Annotated in this window: 25 protein-coding genes, 1 other RNA gene and 1 pseudogene; 15 read left to right on the forward strand and 12 right to left on the reverse strand. The window is 67.1% G+C overall.

All coding sequences use genetic code 11. From position 1 onward, the window contains the following. Positions 1 to 122 precede the first annotated feature (122 nt). On the forward strand, positions 123 to 854 hold the full coding sequence (gene psb29 / locus H8F26_RS16860; RefSeq protein WP_197155915.1) for a photosystem II biogenesis protein Psp29: 732 nt from the start codon (positions 123 to 125) through the stop codon (positions 852 to 854). On the opposite strand, the gene H8F26_RS16865 is transcribed toward psb29, so the two are convergent. Next, complete coding sequence (locus tag H8F26_RS16865; protein ID WP_197155917.1) at positions 817 to 2,214, reverse strand: hypothetical protein; 1,398 nt, start codon at positions 2,212 to 2,214, stop codon at positions 817 to 819. The two genes, psb29 and H8F26_RS16865, sit on opposite strands and share 38 nt — an antisense overlap. 307 nt (positions 2,215 to 2,521) lie before the next feature. Further along, positions 2,522 to 2,623, reverse strand: coding sequence for a cytochrome b6-f complex subunit PetN (gene petN, locus H8F26_RS16870; RefSeq protein ID WP_197159300.1), 102 nt, complete (start codon positions 2,621 to 2,623; stop codon positions 2,522 to 2,524). Positions 2,624 to 2,884: 261 nt separating this feature from the next. Between petN and clpS the strand changes: the two genes are divergently transcribed. Together clpS and H8F26_RS16880 are read left to right on the forward strand one after the other, a co-directional pair. Further along, entirely contained in the window at positions 2,885 to 3,190 is a 306-nt protein-coding gene (clpS, locus tag H8F26_RS16875) for an ATP-dependent Clp protease adapter ClpS (protein WP_255518590.1), read from the forward strand. A 36-nt stretch (positions 3,191 to 3,226) separates the two neighbouring features. Beyond that, positions 3,227 to 3,502: a DUF2103 domain-containing protein gene (locus tag H8F26_RS16880; protein ID WP_197155920.1), complete on the forward strand. Its 276-nt coding sequence runs from the start codon at positions 3,227 to 3,229 to the stop codon at positions 3,500 to 3,502. A 16-nt stretch (positions 3,503 to 3,518) separates the two neighbouring features. On the opposite strand, the gene H8F26_RS16885 is transcribed toward H8F26_RS16880, so the two are convergent. Then, on the reverse strand, positions 3,519 to 3,959 hold the full coding sequence (locus H8F26_RS16885; protein ID WP_197155921.1) for a hypothetical protein: 441 nt from the start codon (positions 3,957 to 3,959) through the stop codon (positions 3,519 to 3,521). A 38-nt stretch (positions 3,960 to 3,997) separates the two neighbouring features. Here H8F26_RS16885 and H8F26_RS16890 point away from each other — a divergent pair, with 38 nt between their 5' ends. Beyond that, the gene (locus tag H8F26_RS16890; RefSeq protein ID WP_197155922.1) at positions 3,998 to 4,645 is read left to right on the forward strand and encodes an NAD(P)H-dependent oxidoreductase; all 648 of its coding nucleotides are present in this window, start codon (positions 3,998 to 4,000) and stop codon (positions 4,643 to 4,645) included. 43 nt (positions 4,646 to 4,688) lie between these two features. Here the strand turns inward: H8F26_RS16890 and H8F26_RS16895 are convergent, their stop codons facing one another. The 4 genes from H8F26_RS16895 to H8F26_RS16910 form a co-directional block, all read right to left on the reverse strand. Continuing rightward, positions 4,689 to 6,131 carry an APC family permease gene (locus H8F26_RS16895; protein ID WP_197155923.1) on the reverse strand — a complete coding sequence of 481 codons (1,443 nt, stop codon included), beginning with the start codon at positions 6,129 to 6,131 and terminating at the stop codon, positions 4,689 to 4,691. Beyond that, a non-coding RNA gene (gene ssrS / locus H8F26_RS16900) (6S RNA) lies at positions 6,118 to 6,299 on the reverse strand. The genes H8F26_RS16895 and ssrS overlap by 14 nt, the downstream gene beginning before the upstream one ends. 6 nt (positions 6,300 to 6,305) lie before the next feature. Then, a complete protein-coding gene (locus H8F26_RS16905; protein WP_197155924.1) occupies positions 6,306 to 7,649 on the reverse strand; it encodes a 5-(carboxyamino)imidazole ribonucleotide synthase in 1,344 nt (447 codons plus the stop codon). Between the two features lie 73 nt (positions 7,650 to 7,722). Continuing rightward, positions 7,723 to 8,649: a carbohydrate ABC transporter permease gene (locus H8F26_RS16910; protein ID WP_197155925.1), complete on the reverse strand. Its 927-nt coding sequence runs from the start codon at positions 8,647 to 8,649 to the stop codon at positions 7,723 to 7,725. 39 nt (positions 8,650 to 8,688) lie between these two features. Between H8F26_RS16910 and recQ the strand changes: the two genes are divergently transcribed. The 3 genes from recQ (at position 8,689) to H8F26_RS16925 (ending at position 12,553) form a co-directional block, all read left to right on the forward strand. After that, on the forward strand, positions 8,689 to 10,554 hold the full coding sequence (gene recQ, locus H8F26_RS16915) for a DNA helicase RecQ (protein ID WP_231605315.1): 1,866 nt from the start codon (positions 8,689 to 8,691) through the stop codon (positions 10,552 to 10,554). 29 nt (positions 10,555 to 10,583) lie between these two features. Further along, the gene (gene aroB / locus H8F26_RS16920) at positions 10,584 to 11,768 is read left to right on the forward strand and encodes a 3-dehydroquinate synthase (protein ID WP_197155927.1); all 1,185 of its coding nucleotides are present in this window, start codon (positions 10,584 to 10,586) and stop codon (positions 11,766 to 11,768) included. 125 nt (positions 11,769 to 11,893) lie between these two features. Further along, entirely contained in the window at positions 11,894 to 12,553 is a 660-nt protein-coding gene (locus H8F26_RS16925; protein ID WP_197155928.1) for an SDR family oxidoreductase, read from the forward strand. Positions 12,554 to 12,616: 63 nt separating this feature from the next. Here the strand turns inward: H8F26_RS16925 and H8F26_RS16930 are convergent, their stop codons facing one another. Further along, on the reverse strand, positions 12,617 to 13,861 hold the full coding sequence (locus H8F26_RS16930; protein WP_370594639.1) for a class I SAM-dependent methyltransferase: 1,245 nt from the start codon (positions 13,859 to 13,861) through the stop codon (positions 12,617 to 12,619). Positions 13,862 to 14,053: 192 nt separating this feature from the next. Here H8F26_RS16930 and H8F26_RS16935 point away from each other — a divergent pair, with 192 nt between their 5' ends. After that, positions 14,054 to 14,851, forward strand: a complete 798-nt coding sequence (locus H8F26_RS16935; RefSeq protein ID WP_197159302.1) for a TPM domain-containing protein — start codon at positions 14,054 to 14,056, stop codon at positions 14,849 to 14,851. Between the two features lie 123 nt (positions 14,852 to 14,974). Here H8F26_RS16935 and H8F26_RS16940 read toward each other — a convergent pair whose 3' ends face one another. The 3 genes from H8F26_RS16940 to H8F26_RS16950 all read right to left on the reverse strand — a co-directional run bounded on the left by H8F26_RS16940 (position 14,975) and on the right by H8F26_RS16950 (position 18,143). Then, positions 14,975 to 15,580, reverse strand: coding sequence for an endolysin (locus H8F26_RS16940; RefSeq protein WP_370594640.1), 606 nt, complete (start codon positions 15,578 to 15,580; stop codon positions 14,975 to 14,977). 515 nt (positions 15,581 to 16,095) lie between these two features. Continuing rightward, positions 16,096 to 17,268: a hypothetical protein gene (locus tag H8F26_RS16945; RefSeq protein ID WP_370594641.1), complete on the reverse strand. Its 1,173-nt coding sequence runs from the start codon at positions 17,266 to 17,268 to the stop codon at positions 16,096 to 16,098. Further along, positions 17,223 to 18,143 (reverse strand): TIGR04168 family protein, encoded by a 921-nt coding sequence (locus tag H8F26_RS16950; protein ID WP_197159304.1) that lies wholly within the window; start codon positions 18,141 to 18,143, stop codon positions 17,223 to 17,225. The genes H8F26_RS16945 and H8F26_RS16950 overlap by 46 nt, the downstream gene beginning before the upstream one ends. Positions 18,144 to 18,282: 139 nt before the next feature. Between H8F26_RS16950 and nadA the strand changes: the two genes are divergently transcribed. Continuing rightward, positions 18,283 to 19,254 (forward strand): quinolinate synthase NadA, encoded by a 972-nt coding sequence (gene nadA, locus H8F26_RS16955; RefSeq protein ID WP_370594642.1) that lies wholly within the window; start codon positions 18,283 to 18,285, stop codon positions 19,252 to 19,254. 29 nt (positions 19,255 to 19,283) lie between these two features. On the opposite strand, the gene H8F26_RS16960 is transcribed toward nadA, so the two are convergent. Beyond that, positions 19,284 to 20,351: a class I fructose-bisphosphate aldolase gene (locus H8F26_RS16960; protein WP_197155931.1), complete on the reverse strand. Its 1,068-nt coding sequence runs from the start codon at positions 20,349 to 20,351 to the stop codon at positions 19,284 to 19,286. A gap of 109 nt (positions 20,352 to 20,460) precedes the next feature. On the opposite strand from H8F26_RS16960, the gene H8F26_RS16965 reads away from it, so the two are divergent. From H8F26_RS16965 to H8F26_RS16985, 6 genes and pseudogenes are all read left to right on the forward strand, one after another. After that, the gene (locus H8F26_RS16965) at positions 20,461 to 21,489 is read left to right on the forward strand and encodes a ligase-associated DNA damage response exonuclease (RefSeq protein WP_197155933.1); all 1,029 of its coding nucleotides are present in this window, start codon (positions 20,461 to 20,463) and stop codon (positions 21,487 to 21,489) included. A gap of 39 nt (positions 21,490 to 21,528) precedes the next feature. Further along, on the forward strand, positions 21,529 to 22,080 hold the full coding sequence (locus H8F26_RS16970; protein WP_197155935.1) for a mechanosensitive ion channel domain-containing protein: 552 nt from the start codon (positions 21,529 to 21,531) through the stop codon (positions 22,078 to 22,080). Positions 22,081 to 22,456: 376 nt separating this feature from the next. Further along, positions 22,457 to 23,017 (forward strand): annotated as a pseudogene (locus H8F26_RS16975) (cyclic nucleotide-binding domain-containing protein); the annotation flags it as partial. After that, on the forward strand, positions 23,008 to 23,613 hold the full coding sequence (locus H8F26_RS16980) for a nitroreductase family protein (RefSeq protein WP_197155939.1): 606 nt from the start codon (positions 23,008 to 23,010) through the stop codon (positions 23,611 to 23,613). The pseudogene H8F26_RS16975 and the gene H8F26_RS16980, both read left to right, overlap by 10 nt. Before the next feature lie 442 nt (positions 23,614 to 24,055). After that, a complete protein-coding gene (locus H8F26_RS19950; RefSeq protein ID WP_255518215.1) occupies positions 24,056 to 24,187 on the forward strand; it encodes a hypothetical protein in 132 nt (43 codons plus the stop codon). 45 nt (positions 24,188 to 24,232) lie between these two features. Next, complete coding sequence (locus H8F26_RS16985) at positions 24,233 to 24,544, forward strand: hypothetical protein (RefSeq protein ID WP_197155941.1); 312 nt, start codon at positions 24,233 to 24,235, stop codon at positions 24,542 to 24,544. Positions 24,545 to 24,628: the final 84 nt, after the last annotated feature.

Genomic DNA, 24,628 nt, shown 5'->3' on the forward strand with positions numbered 1-24,628 from the left:
CTGGGAACGATGGCTGGCGCGATCCTACTGATCCAGGAGTGGCAACGGAATCGGCAAAGCACGAACAGATCCGGGCCCCGCAGGCAGCAGCGCTATGGTCAGAACCACACTGCCCGAGGAGCGTGAGCGCCTGCCTCACCGTCGCCGATAGCAAGCGCGTCTTTCATCGCGCCTTCCCCCATGTGATCGCACCCCTCTACCGGCGCATGGTGGACGAACTGCTGGTGGAGCTGCATCTGCTCAGCCGGCAGAAAGGATTTCAGGCCGATTCCCTGTTTGCCGCCGGGCTGATGCAGGTGTTTGACGGCTTCTCCAAGGGGTACCGGCCCCCTGAACAGCGCGACAGACTCCTGGAGGCCCTCTGCACCTCTTCGGGCTTCGACGCCACCCGCCTGCGCGAGCTCCGCGATGGCGCCATGGCCGCCATGGGCGAGCACAGTGTCGACGAGGTCAAGCAATGGATCGAACAGCAGGGTGCCGGAGCCCCCGAGCCGGTCGCCACGGTGCTGGCCAATGTGAAGCGTGCCGATTTCCATTACTCCCGCCTGATGGCCGTCGGTCTGCTGAGCCTGCTGGAGAAGGCTCGCGGAGCCGAGTCCCTGGATCCCCAGGCCCTGCGCCAGTCAGCCCACGATGTGGGAGAGGCCATGGGCCTCTTGCGTGAGCGCCTCGACAAGGACCTGACGCTCTACACCAGCAACCTCGAAAAGATGGCCCAGGCGGTCGAGCTGATGGAGGAGACCGTCGCTGCCGATCGGCGTCGCCGTGAACGCCAGGCAATCGCCACGGAGCAGGAGCGAGAGATCGCCAGTGAGGTCAAGGGTTCAGATCAAGGTGTCCCGTCAGCAGGCTGAGGGGATCTGGGTTGCGTCCCGCCTGATCTGCCAAGGCGGTCACTTCCAGTCGACTGGCCGAGCGGATCACGGCCGGTAATGCAGGAGGAAGCAACCCTCGTTCCTCCAGCTCGGCAGGTTGCAGACGCAGGCTCAGCTGGCTGAGACGTCTGGCCTCAGGGGGCAGGGCCTCCGCCAGTGCGGACTCCTGGACGGCCGTCTTAGGCAGCGGGCCAAGAAAGAACTGCAGCTCGGGAGCCGCACCGCGCACACTCACCCAGCGCCAGCCTCCGATCACAACCCCATCCTCCCGGGTCCAGGTGGCCGTGGGGAGTGGGTCGGCCGTTGCGGTGGCCATGATCTGCAGCCCTTGCTCTTCCAGAGCGCTCCGCAGGGCGGACAGGATCGTGATCCAGGCCTTGCGATCGGACCCAACCGCCAGCTGCAGTTCCAGGGCGGCCTGGAAGGGGCCTGAGGCGAGAGGACGGACCCGCAGACGGAAGGGAGCCTGACGCAAGAGTGGTAACTGGGCCGGGCCCATGCCATAACGAGCGGCCAGCGGATCCCGGATCAGTTGCCGTGCCAGCAGGGACTGCAGCACCAGATCGAGGGACGAGCCCCGCAATTCCAGCAGCACGTCCGAGGCGAGGGGAAGGGGAGTTGCTGGGCCGCGCTCCGCGCTGGCGGCCACCACAGAACCGGGACCTGAGAGCAGCCCTGTCGCCGCCGCAGCCTCTCCACTCCATGCCAGGCCGGCTCCAGCCAGGTTGAGATTCAGACAGCCCTCCTGAAAGCGCTGCAGCAGCGGAGCCACGGGTCCAGCGATCTCCGCCAGGGCGGTGGGAGTCCAGAAGACAGCCTGGGAGGTTTCCAGTCGCTGAAGGCAGACCCTCTCCAGACCCCGCAGGGGGCGGGGACGGCTGCTCAGCTGCTGGCTCAGCCACTGACGTGTGAGGGGATCGGGCGCGAGCAACAGAAGATCGTCCACCACCAGCATCTGAGCCGGTCTGGACGCAGTCGGGATCCCAACAAGGGCTGCAGCCGGCAGGGCCAGCACCACGCCACCGTCACCATTGCGGCTCCAGAGCTGCCACCAGGGAGTGCGCTGCTGCCGCCAGACACGCTCGGCCAAGGGCTTGCCAAGCCGCTCCTGCCAGAGGGTCGGCACAGGCCGCTGGGGAGTGGCTGAAAAACTCTGGATCAGGGCAGCAAGGGCCATCACCCGCTCGAGCCCCTGGGCACGGGGACGGGGCTGACGCTGCAGCTGCCAGACAGGTAACAGGATCAGCAGCAACAGGGTCAGTGCTGTGATCCGTAGAGGAATCCGGGGAGATTGAGGCCGGACCCATGGGTAACGGGCCAGCAAGGGAAGCCGGTCCATCAGGCGCTGGCTTGGTCTACGGCTGGCTTGGTCTGCGGGCACGCTGCCATAGCGAAGGTGTCACCGTGGTGGCTTCGGGGAAGCCGATCGTGCTGGGGCAGCTGCAGACTTGCCTTTGACGCCTCCCCTTCTGTCTTGACCAGCCTGAACGCGTTCGTGAGCGTAACGCCGGCGACGGTCGCGCCACTCAATCGCCGAGAGATAGATCACCCCAACGCTCACAAAGAGCAACAGAACCACGGCGGTCAGCGCCAGCAGATTGGAGCCGCCGAAGGTCGCTTCAGGCACGGGATGTGGAGGGAGAGTTTCAGAAATTCAAGGTGCCGTCGCCATTGCGGCCCCACACCACCATGGCGATCGAGAAGCTGAAGATGGCAGCAAGCGAAGCCCAGCCCAGGGTGATCAGCATCGGATCAGGAATTGTCGTCATCCCACTGTAGCCAGACATGGGGCAGGCCACCGGCACAGCTCGGGGCACTCGCGCCCCACAATGGGGTTCGACTCCCACGCTGCCATCGGTCCAGCCGATTTGCTCGGTCCGGCCGACCCGTCGTCACGTCTCCGGCCCGCGTCAGGGGCCCTGCCGTCTCCTCCCGCTCGTTCCATGGCCCACGGTTCCCCTTCGTCCCTCGGCTCTCCTTCGTCTGACGGTTCCGCCTTGCCCCTCGGTCTGACCCGTGCCACCGTCACGACTCCCGGCACGGCAACACGATCAGCCACGCTGCTGGAGCGGGCTCCCTACCCCGAAGCGCGGGTGGTTGTGCTCGACGACGACATCAATACCTTCCAGCACGTGGTGGAGTGCCTGGTGCGTCACATTCCCGGCATGCTCACCGATCGAGCCTGGGACCTGGCGCACCGGATCGACGGTGAGGGTTCGGCGGTGGTCTGGACTGGTCCCCTGGAGCAGGCGGAGCTCTACCACCAGCTGCTCGCCGCCGAGGGCCTCACCATGGCCCCATTGCAACGGGACTGACGCTGGGGACTGAAATCATTCCGGAGGGATCAAGCCATGGGCCGCGTGGTGATCACCCACAGCACCTATGTGGAAGGGCTGGTCCCGCTGCTGCGACAACTGGCCCGCCAGCCGGGCATCGACACGATCACCCCGGCGGTGATCAGCCGCGTACGGGGGCGAAGCCCTTTGCTGCGCCTGCGGGTCTCAACGCCGATCACGGGGGGGCACAAGCTGGTGGCCCGCCGCGGCAGCACGGCCCAGGAGGTGTTTGTGGTCACCAGCTGGAGTCGCGAACGTCTCCAGGAGGCCCTCGACAGCCTGACGGCCTGAAACCTGCCGGGAACCGTCAGCCATCCGCCATCAGCAGCTCACCGCTGCTGCTGCGTTCAAACACCGCCGGCGCCGTGAAGCGGGCATAGGCACCTCCCTGCCGGAACCACTCCGCCTCCACCAGCTGCAGCTGCTGGGGCTCGATCTGCCACTGCTCCGCCAGATAGGCGCTGTAGCTGGCCAGAGGCAGCTGGGCTGCCTGCCAGTGCACCACCGCAAAAGCGAGGGCCCGCACCCGCACCACCCCCTCATTGCTCTCCTGGATCTCCTCCTCAAGCAGAAAGGTACGGAATCGGCCAACAGCTTCACGGCCCTCGAGGCAGTACTTCCGCAGGTAGAGCTGACGAGCCCTGGGGAAGACAGGCCCGGGAGCCAGGCCAAGCAACTGATTGAACGCGTTCTGGAACTCACCCATCACCACACTCCGGGATTCGACCCTCAGAATGATGCGGCCCATCACCAACCACGCGGTGAGGGTTGCTGCCCTCCTACCCAATGTCCCTGCCCCCGTCTGAGCTCCTGCAGGCCCTGAACTGGCGCTATGCCACAAAAGTCTTTGATCGGTCCCGCCGCATCGACGCCCAGACCTGGGCTGCTCTTGAGCAGACTCTGGTGCTGAGCCCGTCCAGCTACGGGCTGCAGCCCTGGAAATTCCTGGTGATCACAGATCCGGGCTTGCGCCTGCAGTTGCGCCCCCACTCCTGGGATCAGAGTCAGGTCACCGACTGCTCCCACCTTGTTGTGTTCCTGCGCCAGCAGACCATCGGAGCCGCGGAACTGGACCGACTGATTCAACGGACCAGCGAAGTGCGCGGCGTCCCGGTGGAACAGCTGGCGTTTTATCGAGAAATGATGCAGAAGGATCTGGTCGACGGGCCCCGCAGCGAGCAGATCGAACGCTGGGCCAGCAATCAGGTCTACATCGCCCTGGGAACCTTCATGACCGCCTCTGCCCTGCTGGGGGTGGACACCTGTCCGATCGAAGGCTTCAGCCCCACGGACTACGACCGCATCCTGGATCTGGAGACCAGTGGCTACCGCTCCTGTGTGGTCTGCGCGGCTGGCTATCGCCAGCCAGACGACAAGTACGCCAGGCTGGCCAAGGTGCGCTATCGCGGCAGCAGCCTGATCGAGCGACTCTGAACGCGGTGAACCGTTCTCAGCCTCTTGATTTCAGCTGACTGGTTCAGCTGATGCATTCAGCTAATCGAAGGCTGAGCCGCCGAAACGCCTGATGCAACGGCCAGCTGAGCAGGATCAACCCCACGGCCAGCAGGCTGTTGCGCGTATCGGAGACAACCTCCCCCACCAGGAAGGCCAAGGAGGTGATCCCCACCGTGGCTGCGGTGAAGGGATAGCCCCAGTCGCGAAAGGGCCGAGCCAGCTCTGGATCCCGCCAGCGCAGCACGAACAGGGCCGCGATCCCCGTGGCATAGAGCAACACATAGAAGAAGGCGGCCATGCCCAGCAGGATGGCGAAGTCGCCCACCAGCAGCAGCGCCGCCGCCGTCAGCGTCGTGATTCCGAGGGCGAACAGTGGTGTTCCTGCAGAGCTGACCCCTGCCACGGCATTGAGGAAAAGTCCGTCTCGAGCCAGGCCGTAGAGCACCCGCGGGGCCGCCATGATCACGGCATTGATCAGGCCCAGACAGGAGATCAAGGCCAGCACCGTGATCAGTTGCGCCCCTCCGCCGCCGAACAACAGCCGGGCCGCATCGGCCAGGGGAAGCCGCGATCCGGCCAGCTCCGGCAGCGACAGCACCTGCAGCAGCGCCAGGTTGACGAGCAGGTAGAGGCCGGTCACCGCCAGCACGCCACCGACCAGGGATCGGGGCAGGGCAGCGGCGGGATCGGAGAACTCCTCCGCGAAATAGATGGGGCTGTGCCAGCCGTCGTAGGTGGTGATCACCGCCTGAAGCGCAAAGACAAGGCCCACGGCCAGAGCTCGCCCCTGCGGCGGGGTCAGTGAGGCATCGGCCAGGGGCCCGGCGGACGCCGGGGCTGCGCTGCTGGCCGCGTGTGGTGCAAACCAGAAACAGGCGGCGATCAGGATCAGGAATGCCCCGGCCTTGGCAAGGCTCAGCAGCTTCTGGCTGAGGCTGCCCGCCGCCAGGCCAAGCAACTGGACCAGGGCGAAGGTCAACAACACCACCAGGCCGATCGCCTTGCTGCCGACTGGCAGCCAGGGCAACAGCGCTGCGCTGTATTCACCGATCGTGACCGCCACCCAGGCCAGACCGGCGCACTGACCCAGCCAGTCGATCCAGCCCACCGAGAAGCCGGCCTGATCGCCGGCGGCACGGCGGGCGTAGACGTACCAGCCACCGGCCGAAGGCAAGGCTGCGGCCAGCTCAGCCACCGCCAGGGCGCCGAACAGGGAGTAGATCCCACCGCCCAGCCAGACCAGCAGCATCAGGGGAGCACTGCCCAGCTGGGCCGCCACCAGGCCCGGTGTCCGCAGGATGCCGGCACCGATCGAACTACCCACAGCACCGGCGATGCCAAAGCTGGCGCCGAGGATGTGGAGCAACGAGCCCTGGCTGGGGGGGGACTCAGATGGAGAAGGCACCGCGAAGAACTCCCGGTTGAATCCGGGGTTCCGGGAACCCGGAATGGGGTGGACCGCCATGCCGTCTTGCCCCAGTGTTCGACCTGGAAGAACCAGGAGGGGGGTCAAAGGCGGGGCTTCGTTTCCGGCTCGAGACCGGTTTACGTTGCCGTCGCTGCAGACCCCCCATATCGAAAGGGAGTCAGATCAGAAAACTGTGAAAGGCAGTCACCAACACAGCAGCCCGGAACCACCTTAAGCGGAAATCGGTGCCCTTCGAGCGTCCTCCAGCCCATCCGGCTGCGCCGCAGGCAGGGGCCAGATCGTGCGCACCTCAGCCAGGCGCCGCTCGGCCTCGGTGGCCCGGGCCTCATGGCTGGCTCCCTTCAGCAACAGGGTGACGTGACCCAGCTTGCGCCCCAGGCTGCTGCCGGTCTTGTCATACCAATGCACATGGGCTGCAGGCAGCTGGGCCAGGGCAGCGCGCTGGGGACCGTAGTCGGCGTTGCCCTGCTCGAATCCGAGCAGGTTCACCATCAGGGCACCGGGCACCGTCAGGTCGGGGGAGGCGATCGGCAGGTCGGCCACGATGCGCACCTGCTGGGCGAACTGGCTGGTGCGTGCCGCCTCGATCGTGTAGTGGCCGGAATTGTGGGTCCGGGGCGCGATCTCATTGATCAACAACCCGGCGGGTCCGTAGAAGAACTCGATCGAGAGCACCCCCACGTAGTCCAGGGCCGTGAGCAGGGAGGAGGCCACATTGCGGGCGTAGGCCTGCACCGCATGGGGTACGGCCGCTGGGGCGAGCACCCAGTCGCACACCTGCTGATGCTGGTGGGTCTGCACCACCGGATAGCAAAGCACCCGGCCATGCCGGTCGCGGCAGGCCACCACCGAGAGCTCCTGTTCAAAGGCGACGAACTCCTCCACGATCCAGGTGGCCGGATCGACACGCTCCAGCAGCTCCTCAAGATCCTCAGGACCCTGGAGCAGGGCGGTGCCCTTGCCGTCGTAGCCGCCGCGAGCCGCCTTGGCCATCAGGGGGTAGCTGAACCCCTGCGGCAGCCTGGGAGCACGGCGATCGCTCGTCGCGGACCCGATGCCATCGGTGTCGGCTGAGGGCAGAGCGGCATCAGCAGAGCCGGCCGGCACGCCGGCGGGGCCTGCAACCGCGGCAGCCGGCACTGGCAAGAGCGGCGGCAAGGCCAGATCCAGGGGGAACCAGCGGGGGGACGGCAACTGAAGCCGCTGCTGAAGCTCCCGCTGGCTGCGCTTGCTGATCAGGGGCTGCAGGGCCTCCAGGCTGGGAATGAAGCGGATGCCATCGTCGGCCAAGGGGGCAAGCGCCTCAAGGTCGAGCCATTCGTTCTCAAAGCTGATCGCGGCGCAATCCTCTGCCAGGCGCCGGGTGGCGGCCGCATCGCTGAGATCGGCCAGCACCAGTTCTGCGGCCAGGGGTGCAGCCGGATCGCTGGCCGAGGGGGTCTGCACATGCAGGGGCACCCCCAGCTCCGCCGCAGCCTGGGCCAGCATCCGGGCCAGCTGGCCACCGCCCACCACGCCGATCGCGGCAGCTTTGGAGTCGTCCAGTGGGGTCATCGCACCTCGGTGGGATCGGGGCTGCCGGATCAGGGCGGCGGGATCGGGCCAATCGACGATCCTGCCACTCCGCTCAGGTGAACCCCCGATCGCCGGCGAACAGGTAGCGCAGCAGGCTGAGCAGCAGCACCGCCAGGAAGAGGGCCAGACCCACCGTGCAGGCGTAGCTGATCTCCAGCTCGGCGAAGGCCTGGTCGTAGACGTAATACACCAGGGTTCGGGTGGAATCGGCCGGACCTCCCTGGGTCATCAGATACACCTCCTCGAACACCTTGGTGGCGGCGATCGCCGAAATCACCGCCACGAGGGTGAGGTAGGGGCGCAGCAGCGGCAGGGTGATGTCGAGATGCTTGCGCCAGCCGCTGCTGCCATCGAGTTCGGCGGCCTCGTAGAGGTCGGTGGGGATGCCCTGCAGACCGGCCAGAAAGATCACCATGTAGTAACCGAGGCCCTTCCAGAGGGTCACGAGCATCACCGAGGGCAGGGCCAGCGCGGGCGACGACAGAAAGGCGATCGGCGAGAAGCGCTCCCCCAGCAGGGCCACCAGCCAGCCATTGATCAGGCCGTTCTCGGCATAGAGCCAGCGGAAGGCGATCGCCGCCACCACGATCGACACCAGCACCGGTGTGTAGAAGGCGGCGCGAAACCAGTGGATGCCGGGCAAGGACTGGTTGACCAGCACGGCCAGGGCGAGGGCACCGAGCACGATCGGAGGCACTACCCCCACCAGATAGAGGAAGGTGGTGCCGCTCACCCGGAAGAACATCGGATCGGCGAGCAGGCGGCGCAGGTTGGCCAGGCCGATGAACCGCAGCGGCTCGTTCACGTCCAGCCCCGACTGGGTGAAGCTCATCAGCAGTGCCATCGCCGCTGGGATCAGCACCGACAACGCCAGCAGCAGCAGCGCCGGCGCCAGGAAGGTCCAGGCGCTGCGGGCACCGGTCCCCGGAGCGGCGGCGGCCGGCGGCCTTGGGGAATCCTGGGGGGAAGACCGTGTCATGGCGCCATTGTGGAAGAGAGCAACGGACTGACCACAAGCGTGTCGCAGGGCAACGACAGGGTGGAGGGTGCTATCAACGATCCGCTGCAAGTGCTGCGGCAGGTGTTCGGCTATGCCAGCTTCCGCGGGCCCCAGGAGTCGATCGTGCGCCACGTGATCGACGGCGGCTCGGCCCTGGTGCTGATGCCGACCGGCGGTGGCAAGTCGCTCTGCTTCCAGATTCCGGCCCTGTGCCGGCCCGGGCTGGCGGTGGTGGTCTCACCCCTGATCGCCCTGATGCAGGACCAGGTGGAGGCGCTGCGTCAGGCCGGTGTGGCGGCGGCGGCGCTCCACTCCGCCCTCGATCCGCAGGAGAGTGCCTCCCTCTGGCGCCAGCTGAACGAGGGGGCGTTGGATCTGCTGTACGTCTCGCCGGAGCGACTGCTGGCCGGCGACCTGCTGGAGCGGCTGGCGGAACGGCAACTGGCCCTGTTCGCCATCGATGAAGCCCACTGCGTCTCCCAGTGGGGACACGACTTCCGGCCCGAGTACATCCAGCTGGGAATCCTGGCGGACCGCTTCCCGCAGGTGCCCAGGCTGGCCCTCACAGCCACAGCCGATCCCCGCACCCGTGACGAGATCGTCGACCGGCTGGGCCTGCAGCAGGGTCGGGTGTTCCTGGCCAGCTTCGACCGGCCCAACATCCGCTATCTGCTGCGGGGCAAGGAGGAGCCGAAGGCCCAGCTGCTGCGGTTTCTGGAGGAGCACCGCGGCGATTCCGGCATCGTCTACGCCCGCTCGCGCAGCCGGGTGGACCAGCTGGCGGCGGCGCTTCAGGGGGCCGGCTACGACGCCGTGGGCTATCACGCCGGCATGGAGGCCGCTGAGCGCAGCAGGGCCCTGGATCGTTTCCGCCGCGGCGGCGGTGTGGTGGTGGTGGCCACGATTGCCTTCGGCATGGGCATCGACAAACCGGATGTGCGCTTCGTGGCCCACGTGGACCTGCCCAAGAGCCTGGAGGCGTACTACCAGGAGACGGGCCGGGCCGGCCGCGACGGCCTGCCGGCGGTGGCCTGGATGATCCACGGCCCGGGCGATGTACCCCAGCTGCGCCGCTTCATCGACGACTCCGAGGCCCCCTTGGCCCAGAAGCGGATCGAGCACGGCAAGCTCGACGCCCTGATCGGCTTCACCGAGGCCGCCAGCTGCCGCCGCCAGGTGCTGCTGCGCCACTTCGGCGAAGCGCTGGATCAGCCCTGCGGCAATTGCGACGCCTGCCTTGAACCCCAGACCCGCCATGACGTGACGGTGGCGGCCCAGAAACTGCTCTCGGCGGTGCACCGCACCGGCCACCGTTTCGGCGCTGCCCATCTGGTCGATGTGCTGCTTGGAGCCAGCACCGAACGGATCCGCAGCCTCGGCCACGACGCCCTGAGCGTGTACGGCATCGGCACGGAGCTCGACAAGGAGCAGTGGCGGGCCCTCATCCGCCAGCTCTGCGCCCTGGGCCTGCTGGAGCCGGTGCCGGAGGGCCATGGCGGCCTGCGCTGGGGAGCCGAGGCCGCCGTGCGGCCGGTCCTGCGCGGTGAGACGCCGCTGGAGTTGCCCCTGCCGCCGCCGCGCAGGGAGCGGCGGCGCAGCAGCGGTCGCAGCAGCTCGGCGGCGGCGGCCGCCTCCACGGACTGGGGCGAAGCCGATCCGCAGCTGGCGGCAGCCCTGAAGAGCTGGCGCACCGACCAGGCCCGCCAGCAGGGAGTGCCCCCCTACGTGGTGTTCCACGACCGCACCCTGCTGGAGCTCGCCGCCCGCCGGCCCAGCACCCTGGCGGAACTGGGCAGCGTCGGCGGTATCGGCGCCGCCAAGCTGGAGCGTTACGGCACCGCCCTGCTGGAGCTGCTGGCCTCCAGCGCCAGTCCGTCGCCGTAGCCTCAGGGCCTATCAGCCGCGCCACAGCGATGAGCACCGCCCTCCAGCCCCTGCGCACGATCGAGGTGGCCCTGGAGCAGAACGGCTATCCGGTGGTGATCGGCGCAGGCGCCCTGGAGCGGCTGGGGGAGCAGATCCGTGACCGTGGGGTCAGGGCCGGCACCAAGGTGATGGTGGTGACCAATCCGGTGGTGCAGGAGCACTACGGCGCCACCACCCTGGCGAGCCTGTCGGCCGCCGGCTTCGAGGCCAGCACCCTGGTGATCGAAGCTGGCGAAGACCAGAAGACTCCAGCCACCGTGGCCCTGATCCACGACGCCGCCTTCGCCCGCAAGCTGGAGCGCGGCTCGCTGATCGTGGCCCTCGGTGGCGGCGTGGTGGGCGACATGGCCGGCTTCGCCGCCGCCACCTGGCTGCGGGGCATCGCCGTGGTGCAGGTGCCCACCACCCTGCTGGCGATGGTGGATGCGGCGATCGGCGGCAAGACCGGCGTGAACCACGCCGGCGGTAAGAACCTGATCGGCGCCTTCCACCAGCCGAAGCTGGTGCTGATCGATCCGCTCACCCTGGCCACCCTGCCCGAGCGGGAGTTCCGGGCGGGCATGGCCGAGGTGATCAAGTACGGCGTGATCGGCGATCCCGAGTTGTTCGGGGCCCTGGAAGCCGCCGCCACCTCCCCAGTCGGTATTGCACACGCCGGTCTGGCCAGCCGCGAGGCGGTGGGTCCGGCCCTGCTCGACACGCTGCTGCTGCGCTCCGCCGCCGCCAAAGCGCGCGTGGTGGCCGCCGACGAACGGGAAGGGGGCCTGCGGGCGATCCTCAACTACGGCCACACCCTCGGCCATGTGGTGGAGACCCTCAGCGGCTACGGCACCTACCTGCACGGCGAGGCGGTGGGGCTGGGGATGCTGGCCGCCGGCGCCATTGCCGTGGAACGGGGTCTGTGGAGCCAAGACGACCAGGAGCGGCAGCGCCGCCTGATCGCCGCCGCCCAGCTTCCCCTGGCCTGGCCGCCGCTGGAGCCGCAGGCGGTGCTCGCCTGCCTGCAGGGCGACAAGAAGGTGAAGCAGGGCCGGGTGCGGTTCGTGCTGCCCACGGCGATCGGCACGGTGGAGATCCGCGACGACGTGGACACCGCCACGATCCTGGCGGCCCTGGATCGGATCACAGCGCCGGATCGGGTGGATTCCCCGGAGCTGATCAGTGCCGTTTGATCAACTCAGCTTGCGCAGTGCTGCCTGATCAGGCCCCCTGGATCGGGATCGGCTGATCGGTCCGGTTGATCGAAGCAGCTGGATATGGGCTGGCCTTTTTAGGGTCAGGCAAAACGATCAGAACCATGACTCTGGCGGTGAGCGGCGCCTCCGGCAAGACCGGCTGGCGGGTGGTGCAGGAGGCCCTGAAGCGCGGCCAGGCGGTGCGGGCGATCGTGCGCCCCGAGTCCCAGTTGCCGGCTGGTCTTGAGGGGGCGGAGGTGGTGCGACTGCAGCTCCACGATCAGGTCGCCCTTGCGGCGGCCCTGAGCGGCTGCGATGCTCTGGTGATCGCCACCGGCGCCCGGCCCTCGGTGGATCTGCTCGGCCCCTTGAAGGTGGATGCCCTGGCGATCCGGCACCAGATCGCCGCCTGCCGTGACGCCGGCGTGCAACGGGTGGTGCTGGTGAGTTCACTCTGCGCCGGTCGCTGGCTGCACCCCCTCAACCTGTTCGGTCTGATCCTGGTGTGGAAAGGGCTGGGTGAGACCTGGCTGGAGAGCAGCGGCCTCGACTGGACCGTGATCCGGCCCGGGGGACTGAGCGAGCGGGAGGAGGGTCTGGAGAGCGAGGGTGTGCGGTTCAGCGGCCCCGACGAGCAGGAGAGCGACAGCATTCCCCGGCGGCTGGTGGCCCAGGTGTGCCTGGAGGCCCTCGAGACCCCGGCCAGCATCGGCCACATCGTGGAGATCACCAGCAGCGATGCTCTGCCGCCCCAGAGCCTGGGCACCTGGCTGGGGGCCTGAGCTCACCACCGATCCCGCAGGCTCAGCCCGCGGGCGGTGTGGGCAGCTCAGGGCTGCTTCGGCTCAGGGCTGGCGCAGAAAGGCTGGGGTGGACAAGGAACCTGGCTCGCCTTTGCTGAAGGCCAACCAGCGGAAATCGCCGAGGGCATGGGGATCGACCAGCCGCAGCAAGGCCTCGCGGCGGGCCAGTAAGGCGGCCAGATCGGCGCCGCTGCCCTGCTGCAGGCCATGCAGCCGTTCGGCCAGCCCCAGAGCCAGCAGCGCCTCACCCTGGCGGCACTGTCCCAGGGGCTGCCATCCCTCCGCCAGGGCCGCCGCCTCGAGGCTCTCCAGGCAGATGTGGGCGGTGAGATCCCAGTGGCCAGGGTCCCGCAGGGGATCGGCGCTGGCCGTCTGGTCGCGGTAGGCCATCAGGGTGCCGTCCTGGCGCTGGGGGGCGTAGTAGCGGCGGGCCTCGAGGGCGTAATCGATCACCAGCAGCCGGCCCCGACTCAGCCCGGCGGCACAGCTGCGCAGCCAGGGGGCCAGCTCGGGATGCAGCTCCGTGCACCAACCCGCAGGCAGCGGCGGAACGGCGGGGCCAGCAGCGGCCTCGCTGGCCCTGGGCGGGAGCCCCAGGGCTGCGAGTTGCGCCAGGGCCTCTGGTTCCAGGGGTTTGCCGGGCTCCAGCCGCAGCGCGAGCCCGGCGCTGCCCCCCTCGTGCAGGGCCACCACCTGCTGGCGCCAGAGGGCCCCGTCCCAGACGATCCGCTCCACCGCCAGGGCATCGAGCACCTCGTGGGCCAGCACCACCCCCCGCAGCGGCTGCGCCGCCAGCTGCTCGAAGCTGGCCCAGCGCAGCGGCAGGCTGAGGCCCTCGAGCTGGCGCCGCTGGCGTTCGGCCATGCCGGCATTGGGCTCCACCAGCACCAGTTCGGTGCGGGCCGCCAGCTGGGGCCAGTGCTGCTGCAGGGCTTCGGCCAGCTGGCAGGCCAGCTGACCTTCGCCGGGGCCCGTTTCCACCAGGGCCAGGGGCCCGCTGCCCTGGGCCGCCAGCTCCTCCAGCCAGGCGGCCAGCTGGGGAGCCAGCAGAGCCGCGAATTCGCCCCCCAGGGAGGGGGCAGTGGCGAAATCACCGCGGGGGCCGATGCGGAGATGGCCGCTGCCATAGGCCCCGTGCTCGGGATCGTGCAACGCCCAGGCCATGAAGGTGCGGAAGGGCACCGAACCACCGGCGCTGTGCAGCCGCTCCAGCAGCCAGGCCGGCGGCGTGGAGGCCTCTGGAGCGGAACTGGCGGGGGCCGGCCGGGGAGCAGGGGGGCGGGTCACGTCAGCCGGCCTGGACGGAGAGAATGCAGAGCTACTGAAGCAGTCGGCATGGGCAGCATCGAGACGATCGGGGCTGAGGGGATCGGGGCCAAGCAGATCAGGCCTGACAGCCTCGGCCCGAACAGGAGCTCTGGACTGCAACAGAACCGTGCAACCTTTCGGCAGCGGCTGGCGGGGTTGGCCCTGGGCCTGATGCTGCTGCTGGGGGGCCTGGGATTCGCTGGCCTGGCCGCAGCGCCGGCCTTTGCCTACGACAACCCGGAGCTACTGCCGGATCACCCCACCCCGGTGATCGATCTGGCCAAGGCCCTCACCGACCAGCAGCGCAACAGCCTCGAGCAGCAGCTCGAGGGCTTCGAGCAGAGCAGCGGCTGGAAGCTGCGGGTGCTGACCCAGTACGAACGCACCCCGGGGCTGGCGGTGCGGGATTTCTGGGATCTGGATGAGCGCAGCCTGCTGCTGGTGGCCGATCCCCGCGGCGGCAACCTGCTCAACTTCAACGTGGGTGAAGCCCTGTTCGCCCTGATGCCGCGCACCTTCTGGGTGGAGCTGCAGACGCGCTACGGCAACCAGTACTACGTGCGCGATCATGGCGAAGACGGCGCCATCGTGGCTGCACTCACCGCAGTGGAGGGCTGCCTGGAACGGGGCGGTTGTCAGGTGGTGCCAGGCCTGCCCCGCGAGCAATGGCTGCTCACCCTCTCCACCTCCATCCTTGGCGGCGTGATCGCGGGGATCGCGGCCTATCCCCGCAAGGAGGGGCGCCGGGTGGAGTGGGCATGGGTGATGCTGCTCTCCCCTCTGTGGCTGATCCTGTTCGGCGCCCTGGGGCTGGGACCGGTGGTGACCCGTACCAGTGATCTGCTGCCGGTGGTCCGCAACTCCCTGGCCTTTCTCGGCGCCGCCCTGGCTGCCTATCAGATTGCAGGCGCCACGATCGGTCGCCACAAGTTGCCAGCGGAAGGGTCGGATCCAAGCTCAAACTCCTGAACCCGAATTCAGTCTCAGATCCAAGAAAGGGACCGGAAACGCCAGTGGTCTGGTACTGCCGGTCCTGAAAGGAACTAGACCAGTCGATTCAGCGCCCGACACTGGGGCGAAGAGGCCTGAACCTCAACGCGCCGATCCCACGGCCTCAAGACGGCACTTCAGGGAGTCGTCATCGCAGGCTGGGCGGGCTGGAACCGAAGCCAGTTGCAATTCACGCTGCAACTCGCCTCGGAGCCGGGCCAGATTTTCCTCGTAGAAGCGCCTCAGGTCGTTGTAGCGCTTCACGGGTTGGCCATAGAAGCTGGAGCCCGCCAGGGTAGGGAAGGAGGCCCATTCCGGAGCGAGTTTTGCCACGAGTTGGGGCGTGAGTTCCCCTTGATCAGCCAAGGCCAGAGCACCGCGACGCTGGACAAGGAAAATGGCTGCCTGGTCCTGAGCGTGGGCATTGAAGCCCACGAGGCCCAGGGCCTGACTGGCCATCGTCCAGGTGAAGGGCATGAACTGGTAAGCACCGGCTGCGGCACTGGCATAGCGGGCCGAGCGCACCACTCGGTTGGGATGGCGTTCGAGGCTGTCCATCAGGCCACCACCGAACATGATCCAGTACCCGAGGTCACCACCGTTGGCCCAGGTGCCCTCCGCGTAGCGAATCGTGTTGAGCAGGGCACGACGCTCGGGGGTGATGGCGAAGATGGCCGGAGCAGGCGGTGGCGTGGACGGCTGGACCATCCGGGTGGAAACTCGAGGGGCCGGAGCCTGCGGCAGGGAACTCCAGGGATCAGTGGCTTCGGCGGCTCCGGCCGGAGCTGCCAGGACAGAGGCACTGGCGGAGCCCAACATTGAGAGGGCCGAAATCAGTGAAAAGGAGCGACGAAGCAAAACGGATGCAGCGAAGGACAGGTCAAGGCAGGGCTAGGAAACAAATCCCTATAGCCGTGGAATGGCGCAGTCCGCATGACGCATCACGCGGAAATCAAAAGGAATGTAGAAGGAGTTGTAAAAAAACTGAACCTTACTTGCTCGATGATTGACCGAATTGGAGAGAAAGCACCGATCCATCGCCGGCGGAATTCTTCGACATCAGCCTGGAAGCATGAGACTCAATGCGAGGCCAATTTGGCTAACGAGGGCACCCAACGCGATCTTGATCGTGACGGTCGCACGAGTGTCCACTCGCATCAGAAACGGAACTGCAGCATTCAAACCACCGTCCCGACAGGATTTCGAGGGATTTTGGGTACAGATCATCCAATTGTGCGCCGCAGATACATCGGCACTGCTGATCTTTCCTCAGCAAGGGTAACGATTGCTGCAGCGGCCTCAGCAGCCCCTTGGGTCGGGAGTGGAGTTCCGGTTGGGGGCAGCAAGGGCTGATCCAGTTGCCAGTCGCCGCGTCGCAGCTGCTCCTGGCTGAGCAGCCGATGCCAGCCGATCCGCTGCAGATCCGCCTCCAGCACCGCCGCCTCGGCAAAACCCTCGCGATGCACCAGGTGGATGCCCACGTCCTGGCTGAGGGCCTCGCAGAAACTGCTATAACCCGGTTTGGTGATCAACCGACCGATCAGGGGCATTGCATCGAGTGGTCGCACCCCAGGCGGCAGGAGCCGGCCATTGGGTGCGGCCGTCATGGCGGGATCGGGCCCAAGGAACACATGGTCGGGCCAGCGGGCCAGCAAGGCCGGATCGAGCGGGAAGCCCATGCCGCCGAAACTGATCAGCACACAGCTCTGCCGATCAGGAGGTAGCTGCAGCCGCTGCGCCAGATCAGCCAGATCGAGCCGGGGGCTGCTGCTGGTGAGGCCGATCGCCTGTTCGGGCAGATCCCAGGGCATCGGCAGGGCCAGCGGACAGCGCAGCAGCAGATCCCCGCAGCGGTACAGGGTGCGGCAGTGCTCGGCCCAGTCTGCGAAACGCTTGGCCTGATCCGGTTCCAGCTGGGGATCGGCGGCCATCGGCCCGTAGATCGCATCCCACCCAAAGCTGGCCAACCAGACCAGGGGCAGTCCCGTACGGCCGGCTAACTGGGCAGCCGCCGGCGGCACATCGCCCAGCACCAGGGCAGGCTCCCCCTGCTCCACCAACCAGGACGCCTCCCGCTCCAGCTGATCCGGCAAGGCCCGCTCCAACTCCTCGAGCGCCTCGAGGGTGGCGGCCGGATCGGCGCCAAGGGCATCGGCCTGAATCACCCCCACATCCCAGCGGCAAGGCCGCTGCTCATGGGGAACAGGCCCAAGAGCCAGCTCCAGGAACGAGGCAGGCAGAGCCGTGCTGAGCACCAGCCGCCAGCCGGGCCGCAGCTTGACGAGTTCGGCCAGCACGGAGGCCGTTCGGGATCCATGCCCGAAACCGTGGGCACTGACGCAGGCCAGGATCAACATGAGGAACAGGCCGTGCTGTCGGTAACGGCTGCGGAGCATGCCGCGGCAGGGGGAGCCAGGGGAGCCGGGCCTGGGGCTGGCTCAGACCGCCAGAGCTTCTGCTCGTAATGCAGGGAGCCATCCAGGCCATACCAGCGGTGGCTCACGGCCGCCAGCTCCACTCCCCGGAATTCCACCCAGCTGAAGTGGCGCAGGGTGCGGCCGGCCTGATCCTCTCCATGGCGGGGCACACAGGCGGTGTTGAGGTAGGCGGTGCCACTGCGATCGCGGCAGAAGCTCCGCCGCTCCCCCTGTCCACGCCTGAGGGCATGGTGCATGTGGCCAAACACCACCAGAGGAACGGACCGCTGACGGCGGATCCCTTCCAGGGCCAGGGCCAGATCCTGATCGCCCCAGTCGCCGGCGGAGGCCTTCCAGTCGCGGCCACAGGGATCGCCCGGTTCACTGCCCAGGCCACTCGGACCGCAGTGGGAGAGCACCAGCAGCGGCAGGGAGGGATCGGCGGACAACGCCGCCTCACAGATGCGCCGGGCCGATTCCCGCATCTCCACCGGTCCGAACACAGCTCGCACGGCGCGGGACAGGTGAAAACCGCCGCCGGCACTGCCGGGTCGTGCCCCCACCACCGCCAGGCCGGGGGGGGAGAGCTGCCGCAGATCCCAGCCGCAGTGGAGATCACCGAGCAGGTCCAGCTGGCGTTGCAGGGTGCGACCGCTGGAATCGTGGCCGCTGTCGTGGTTCCCGAGAATGCAGGCGAGCGGCAGCTCCAGGCGGCGCAGCAGGGAGGGGATGCGGGGCTTGCCGTCGCTGAAATCCCCCACCAGAAGCAGGGCATCGGGCCGGATCAGCTCCAGCAGAGCGTGATCGCTCTGGTCCCACTGATCATGGGGATCACCGGCGATCGCGATCCTCAGCAGCGTGCCGCAGGACGCTCCGGATGAGGGACCGCCCGACGGGGAGCCACCTGAGCGGGAAAGGCCTGCTGCGGAGACCGATCGTTCAGCCAATACGGATCCCTAGGCTGGGATCATCCTGCCTGCCCCGAGGTTCCGGTTGGTTTCAGCCGCCCAGCTCACCAACGCAACCGACACCCTGGAGGTGCCCAGGGATCTGGCGGCGGCGATCCGCGAGCTCAGCCGCGAGCGGCGGGCCGTGATCCTGGCCCATTACTACCAGGACGACGCCATTCAGGACATCGCCGACTTCATCGGTGATTCGCTCGAACTCTCCCGCAAGGCGGCCAGCACCGACGCCGACGTGATCGTGTTCTGCGGCGTCCATTTCATGGCCGAGACCGCAAAGATCCTCAATCCCGGCAAGACCGTTCTGCTGCCCGACCTGGAGGCCGGCTGCTCCCTGGCGGATGCCTGTCCGGCCGATGGTTTCGCCGCCTTTCGAGCCGAGCATCCCGAGCACTTCGTGGTGAGCTACATCAATTGCTCCGCAGCAGTGAAGGCCCAGAGCGATCTGATCTGCACCAGCAGCAACGCCGTGGATCTGGTGCAGCAACTACCGGCCGACCAGCCGATCCTGTTCGCTCCCGATCAGAACCTGGGCCGCTGGGTGCAGCGCCAGAGCGGCCGGGAGCTCACCCTCTGGCCCGGCAGCTGCATGGTTCACGAGACCTTCAGTGAGCAGGCGCTGCTGCAGCTTCAACTGGAGCACCCGGACGCCGAGGTACTGGCCCACCCCGAGTGCCAGGAGCATCTGCTGGACCTGGCGGACTTCATCGGCTCCACCAGCAAGCTGCTGCACCGCGCCGCAGCCAGCCCGGCCCAGGAGTTGATCGTGCTCACTGAACCAGGGATCCTCCACCAGATGCGCAAGGCGGCGCCCTCCAAGACGTTCTTCGAGGTGCCCGGAGCCGATGGCTGCAGCTGCAACAGCTGCCCCTACATGCGGCTCAACACCCTGGAGAAGCTGTGGCGCTGCCTGCGGGATCTCAGCCCGGCGATCGAACTCGATGAATCCACCAGCCAGAGAGCCCTGATGCCGATCCAGCGGATGCTGGAGATGAGCCGCTGAGCAGCCTCCCTGGAGCTTGCCTGGGCTGCTCAGTAGCTGTAGTTGGCCACGTACAGAGACTTGCCATCGGAGGGCTGGGAGCCAGGCACGTAGATCCCCCGCGCCGCATCCCCATTGGCCCGGGCCCGGGCCAGCAGGGCCCCATGACCGGCCTCGATGTCAACGCCGGCCCAGTGCTTCAGGCACGACTGCTGCATGGCCCGGCCATAGGAAAAACCCAGATGCCAGGGAGCCCCATCGGCGGCGGCATTGATGGCATTGAGATAGACGCTGGCTTCCTCTTCGCTGAGACCACCGGAGAGGAACAGGATCGCCGGCACACTGGCCGGCACCGTCCGCTCGAGGGTGCGCAGGGTATAAGCGGCGGCCTGCTCGGGGCTTGGAGCCTGGGCGCAACCCATGCCCGGCAAGGTCATCGACGGCTTCAGCAGGCTGCCCTCGAGGAACACTCCGTTGATCGCCAGGGCCTCGTAGACAAGGCGCAGCACCCATTCCTGCACCGCGGCAGTGGTCTCGATGTCGTGGTCGCCATCCATCAGGATTTCGGGCTCCACGATCGGCACCAGTCCTTCCTCCTGCACGGTGCGGGCGTAACGGGCCAGCCCCCAGGCGTTCTCACGCACGCAGAGCTCCGACGGGCAGCCATCGGCGGTGATGCGCAGCACCGCGCGCCATTTGGCGAAGCGGGCACCACGTTCGTAGTACCGGGCGGCCCGCTGCTGGAGACCCTTGAGGCCGGTGCACCAGCTCTCACCGGACAGCCCACCGGCCAGAGGCTCCACCCCCTGATCGACCTTGATCCCCGGCACCAGGCCCTGGGCCTTGAACAGATCAAGAATCGAGCCACCGTCAGGGGCATCCTGAAACAGGGTTTCCTCGTAGAGGATCACGCCGCTGATCGCGTCGCCCAGGCCTGGGGCGGTGGCCAGCAGGGTGCGATAGGCCCGGCGATGCTCCTCGGTGTTCTCCACTCCAATCGCCGCAAAGCGCTTGCCGATCGTGCCGGTGGATTCATCGGCCGCCAGCAGACCGGTGCCTGGAGCCGCCAGAGCGGCCGCCGTGCTCGCCAGCTCTTCGCGAAAGGCGTCGAGCGCCATGGGCCTGCTGCATCAGTTAGTCCATGGCTAGAGGGACTGCAGCGCGCCGTCAACGGCGCAGCATCGCCAGGATGCGGTGATCGCGCCAGCACCCTGTTCGTTCCGCGCCATGCCCCTGCCGCCGGATGGTCTGCTGCAGCTCACCCCCGAGGGCCTGTACTGCCCGGCGGCCCAGGCCTGGATTGATCCCTGGCGACCGGTGCCGCGGGCGTTGATCAGTCACGCCCATGCCGACCATGCCCGCCCCGGCTGCGGTGAATACTGGGCGATCGGCGCCAGTGAGGCGATCCTGCGGCAACGGCTCGGCAGCGCCATTGAGCTGAACCGCGTCGTCTACGACCAGGAGCTCAGAATCGGCGCGGCGCGGGTGTCATTCCATTCCGCCGGCCATGTGCTCGGTTCGGCCCAGGTGCGGCTGGAGGCCGGCGGCGAAAGCTGGCTGGTGAGCGGCGATTACAAGCGCTGCGCCGATCCCAGCTGCCAGCCGTTCCAACCTGTGCAGGCCGATGTGTTCATCACAGAAGCCACCTTCGCCCTGCCGATCTACCGCTGGCGTCCCGGCGCCGAGGTGGCCACTGAGATCCAGCGGTGGTGGCAGACGGCACCGGATCGTCCATCGATTCTGTTTGCCTATGCCTTCGGTAAGGCGCAGCGAATCCTGGCGGAACTCCACGCCATCGGTGTGAGCGACGAAGTGCTGCTCCATGGCGCCGTTCAGGCCCTGATGCCGGCCTACCGCGAGGCGGGCATGGCACTGCCCCCCACCCAGGCAGTGAGCGCAATCCCGCGAAGCGACTCCCTGGCGGGCCGCCTGGTGATCGCGCCACCGGCCGCCCATCGTTCAGCCTGGATAAAGCGCTTCCGATGGCCCCAGACGGCCTTCGTGAGCGGCTGGATGGCGGTGCGCGGCGCCCGGCGACGCCGGGGCTTCGAACGCGGATTCGTGCTGAGTGACCATGCCGACTGGGACGGCCTGGTGCGCACGGTCAAGGACACCAGCGCCCGGCAGGTGTACGTGACCCATGGTAAGGCCGATAGCCTAGCCCGCTATCTGCGTGAGATCGAGGGGATCAGCGCCGAACCACTGGAGGGGCACGGCGTGGCCGATCGGGGGGAGGATGGAGCCGAGATGGATTGATCCCACTGAACTGGCTGCCACGGCTGTTCAGCGCACCGCTTGTTCAGCGCACCGCTGATTCCGCTGGGGCGGCAATCGCTGTCATTACTCCGGTTGCTGCAGGTGGGAGGCCTGCTGCTGGTCGTGACCGCGGCGGCACGACTGCTCCGCTTTGTGCTGGCCAAGGGGGTGCTGGTCTGGCTGGGCCTGAAGGAAAGTCGCCGCGAGGCGATCGGAACGCTGCTGGCCCTGGGACTGGCGGCGTTCGGCGACGTGGCCGTGGCCCAGGGCATGGGGCTCGATTTCCGGGGCCTGGCAGTCATGTACGGGGCCCGTAGCGTCGGTGTTTGCTTCGGATTGCAGGACCTGACCCGCAACCTCAGCAGTGGCCTCACCCTGCTGCTGAAGAGCAGGCTCAAGGTGGGCGATCTGATCGAATCCGCCTCCATCTGCGACTACATCCGCGAGATCTCCTTTCGCTCCACGGTGATCCGCACGTTCCAGGGGCCAGAGATCGTGCTGCCCAACGCCATGATCACCAACACCCCGGTACACAAGCTCAGCGACGCGAGCAGCGACGGGCGGGTCGATGTGGTGGTGAGCGTGATGTAGAGCTGTAACCCCTGCTAGTGACGGAGGCTTTGCTGGAGGCGGGGTTGGCGGTGCCACAGAAGCTGGAGTTCGAGTTGTGGGTCTGGACTAGCGCCATCCATAGCCAGGCCCTGCTGCGCAGCGCCCTGACTTACGCCATTCAGCATGGACTCAGCGCCCGTGGGATTCACCTTCAGGGCGAGAAGCAGATGATGCAACTCCTGCCCAGCAGGATGGCGAGGCCGCAGGCCGGTGAGACGCCCACCGCGCCATAACCGAAGCCTCATCCGAAGCCCCTGCCGGCACGGGAGCAGCGGCTGGCAGAGATTCCCTGTTTCAGCAATCTCGATGCCCGCAGGCTGCGTGAACTGGTGGAAGCGACGCTCGCCGAAGGGTTGCAGCCGGAGAGGTGCTGATCCACAAGGCAGAAGACAGTCTTGCGCTCCATCTGGTACTGGAGGGTCGCATCACCGCCATCCAGGAGACGGATCGCATCAGCCGCCAACTGTTCAGCTTCGGTGAGGCGGAGTTCTTCGGTGAACAACCCCATCGACTGCCGGTGGCTTATCCCACCTCGATGTGGGCCACGGAAGACAGCCTCGTGTTTGACATCCCCAGTGGCAGTTTCAGGGAACTGCTGGCGGCTAGACCCGACTTCTCGGAGACGGTGTCGCAGGCCGTGGCCCGCTTCAGTGATGTGCGGCGCAGCGATGAAACCTGCCTGCCCGAGCGAGGCCTGCTGGACGATGTCGACCTGGTGCAGCCGCTGCAGAGGTTGCGCGATCGGCTGCGAGAGGTGCTGTCCAACCAACCATGCAGCCGACACGACCAATCGACTGTCCCGTGCCCCCCCGTGACCGGCTTGGTCAGCGGCAGGATTGTGGAGATCTGGAGAAATCCAGCCGGGGCCGATAGGGTCGACATCCAGAACCTCTGCCCCGCCTTGCCATGGACGTGATCGACGCCATCTACGCGCGGCGGGCCGTGAAGCACTTCGATCCGATCCATCGCTTGACCGCGGAGGAGGAACGGCGGCTGCTCGAGGCCACCATCCAGGCGCCCACCAGCTTCAACATCCAGCACTGGCGGTTTGTGATCCTGCGTGATCCGGCGCTGCGGAGCACGATCCGCAAGGAGTACGGCAACGACCAGGCCCAGATCACCGATGCCTCGCTGCTGGTGTTGTTCACCGCCGACGTCAAGGCCTGGAGCAAGCAGCCGCAGCGCTACTGGGCAGGAGCTCCCCAGCCGGTGGCCGATCTGCTGGTGGGCTGGATGGGCCCTTTCCATGACGGGAGGGAGTGGCTGCAGCGCGATGAAGCCCAGCGCTCGATCGGCCTGGCCATGCAGACCCTGATGCTGGCCGCCACCGGCATGGGCTATCAGAGCTGTCCGATGATCGGCTTCGAGATCGAGAAACTGGCCGAGCTGATCCACCTGCCGGCAGACCACGTGATGGGGCCGATGGTGGCGATCGGCAAGGGCACCCAGGAGCCCTGGCCAAAGCCCGGCCAGCTCCCGCTGAAGGAGCTCGTGGTCGAAAACGGGTTCTGAGCCATTGCAGGGCACATCAAGCTTGTCGGCCCCCAATCCTGCTGGGATCACTGGAGGCAGGGCAGTGCCCCCATTGACCACGACCGTCAGGAGCCACCTCAGCGACGCTGCCGAGCTTCAGGACAATCCTGGGGGCGCTCACGGCCCTGGGCGGGGCGGATCTGCGGGCAACAAAGCAACCTGAGGGGGTGCTGGAATGGAACGACATCACCGACGAGACGGTGAAGACCAAGCTGCTGAGCCACAGGGGGTTCAGAAACTCGCCACGGTCGCCCCTGAGAAGCAGGAGTGACTGGAAAAAGAAGAGGGAGTAGAAGCTGGTGCCCAGACGAAACGCCTTGGCCGTCTCGTTCTTGGCTACATCAAAAACCACGTCTTCCTGCATCGGAAGCTTGACATTTCCGGCATTAGGATTGCCCGTTGTGCTGCAACGCCCCCCTGCATGGTCCAGCAGCTGGCCGCCTCTGCGGTGCTGCTGGATGTAGACACCAGCGCCCGCCAGGCACTGGCGATGGATCCGGCCCTGATGCTGGGGCCGGGCCTCGGCCGAGCCTGCAGGATGAGTGACAGGTGAAGCCAGCGATCTGGAAGCAGGTGAGGCGAGCAGTGGATGCCGTGGATGAACCAGGGCAGTTTCTGCTACCGGTTCGTCGGTGCCGGGGCCTTGCCGCAGCAGGTCTGTAATCGCCGGAACATGGAGAACAGCTGGCACCGGTCTCGCGATACCCAGCGACAGAAAGGCGCCCAACGCGACCGCGAGGACAACGGCGTTCAGATCATGGCCACGCTCAGGAGCCTGACGATGGATGCGCTGCACTTCGATGGGTTCTGGTCGATCATCAAAGACCTGGCCGCGTTGTCGCACGACATCAAGGGCTTGCTGCCATTGCTGGGCTGGCGAGAACCAGCTCAGGCCATCAGCCCTGAATAAAGTCAGATGAGTTCTAGCCGATTCAGGCCCAAGAGATGGTTCGGGACCACGATGGGTTAGACAAGAGGATCGTTCTATCTTGGA

This window comes from Synechococcus sp. CBW1006, from assembly GCF_015840525.1.
In the GTDB taxonomy this organism is placed as follows: Bacteria; Cyanobacteriota; Cyanobacteriia; order PCC-6307; family Cyanobiaceae; genus CBW1002.

Coding starts and splice junctions, on each gene's coding strand:
- H8F26_RS19950 (WP_255518215.1), top strand. CDS start 24,056: ATGGTCCAGCAGCTGGCCGCCTCTGCGGTGCTGCTGGATGTAGACACC.
- aroB (WP_197155927.1), top strand. CDS start 10,584: ATGAGCACCGCCCTCCAGCCCCTGCGCACGATCGAGGTGGCCCTGGAG.
- H8F26_RS16960 (WP_197155931.1), bottom strand. CDS start 20,351: ATGGCGCTCGACGCCTTTCGCGAAGAGCTGGCGAGCACGGCGGCCGCT.
- petN (WP_197159300.1), bottom strand. CDS start 2,623: ATGCTGATCACCCTGGGCTGGGCTTCGCTTGCTGCCATCTTCAGCTTC.
- H8F26_RS16885 (WP_197155921.1), bottom strand. CDS start 3,959: ATGGGCCGCATCATTCTGAGGGTCGAATCCCGGAGTGTGGTGATGGGT.
- H8F26_RS16890 (WP_197155922.1), top strand. CDS start 3,998: ATGTCCCTGCCCCCGTCTGAGCTCCTGCAGGCCCTGAACTGGCGCTAT.
- H8F26_RS16865 (WP_197155917.1), bottom strand. CDS start 2,214: ATGGACCGGCTTCCCTTGCTGGCCCGTTACCCATGGGTCCGGCCTCAA.
- H8F26_RS16925 (WP_197155928.1), top strand. CDS start 11,894: ATGACTCTGGCGGTGAGCGGCGCCTCCGGCAAGACCGGCTGGCGGGTG.
- H8F26_RS16895 (WP_197155923.1), bottom strand. CDS start 6,131: ATGGCGGTCCACCCCATTCCGGGTTCCCGGAACCCCGGATTCAACCGG.
- H8F26_RS16940 (WP_370594640.1), bottom strand. CDS start 15,580: ATGGTCCAGCCGTCCACGCCACCGCCTGCTCCGGCCATCTTCGCCATC.
- H8F26_RS16945 (WP_370594641.1), bottom strand. CDS start 17,268: ATGCTCCGCAGCCGTTACCGACAGCACGGCCTGTTCCTCATGTTGATC.
- H8F26_RS16985 (WP_197155941.1), top strand. CDS start 24,233: ATGAACCAGGGCAGTTTCTGCTACCGGTTCGTCGGTGCCGGGGCCTTG.
- H8F26_RS16965 (WP_197155933.1), top strand. CDS start 20,461: ATGCCCCTGCCGCCGGATGGTCTGCTGCAGCTCACCCCCGAGGGCCTG.
- H8F26_RS16980 (WP_197155939.1), top strand. CDS start 23,008: ATGGACGTGATCGACGCCATCTACGCGCGGCGGGCCGTGAAGCACTTC.
- H8F26_RS16935 (WP_197159302.1), top strand. CDS start 14,054: ATGCTGCTGCTGGGGGGCCTGGGATTCGCTGGCCTGGCCGCAGCGCCG.
- H8F26_RS16905 (WP_197155924.1), bottom strand. CDS start 7,649: ATGACCCCACTGGACGACTCCAAAGCTGCCGCGATCGGCGTGGTGGGC.
- H8F26_RS16910 (WP_197155925.1), bottom strand. CDS start 8,649: ATGACACGGTCTTCCCCCCAGGATTCCCCAAGGCCGCCGGCCGCCGCC.
- H8F26_RS16880 (WP_197155920.1), top strand. CDS start 3,227: ATGGGCCGCGTGGTGATCACCCACAGCACCTATGTGGAAGGGCTGGTC.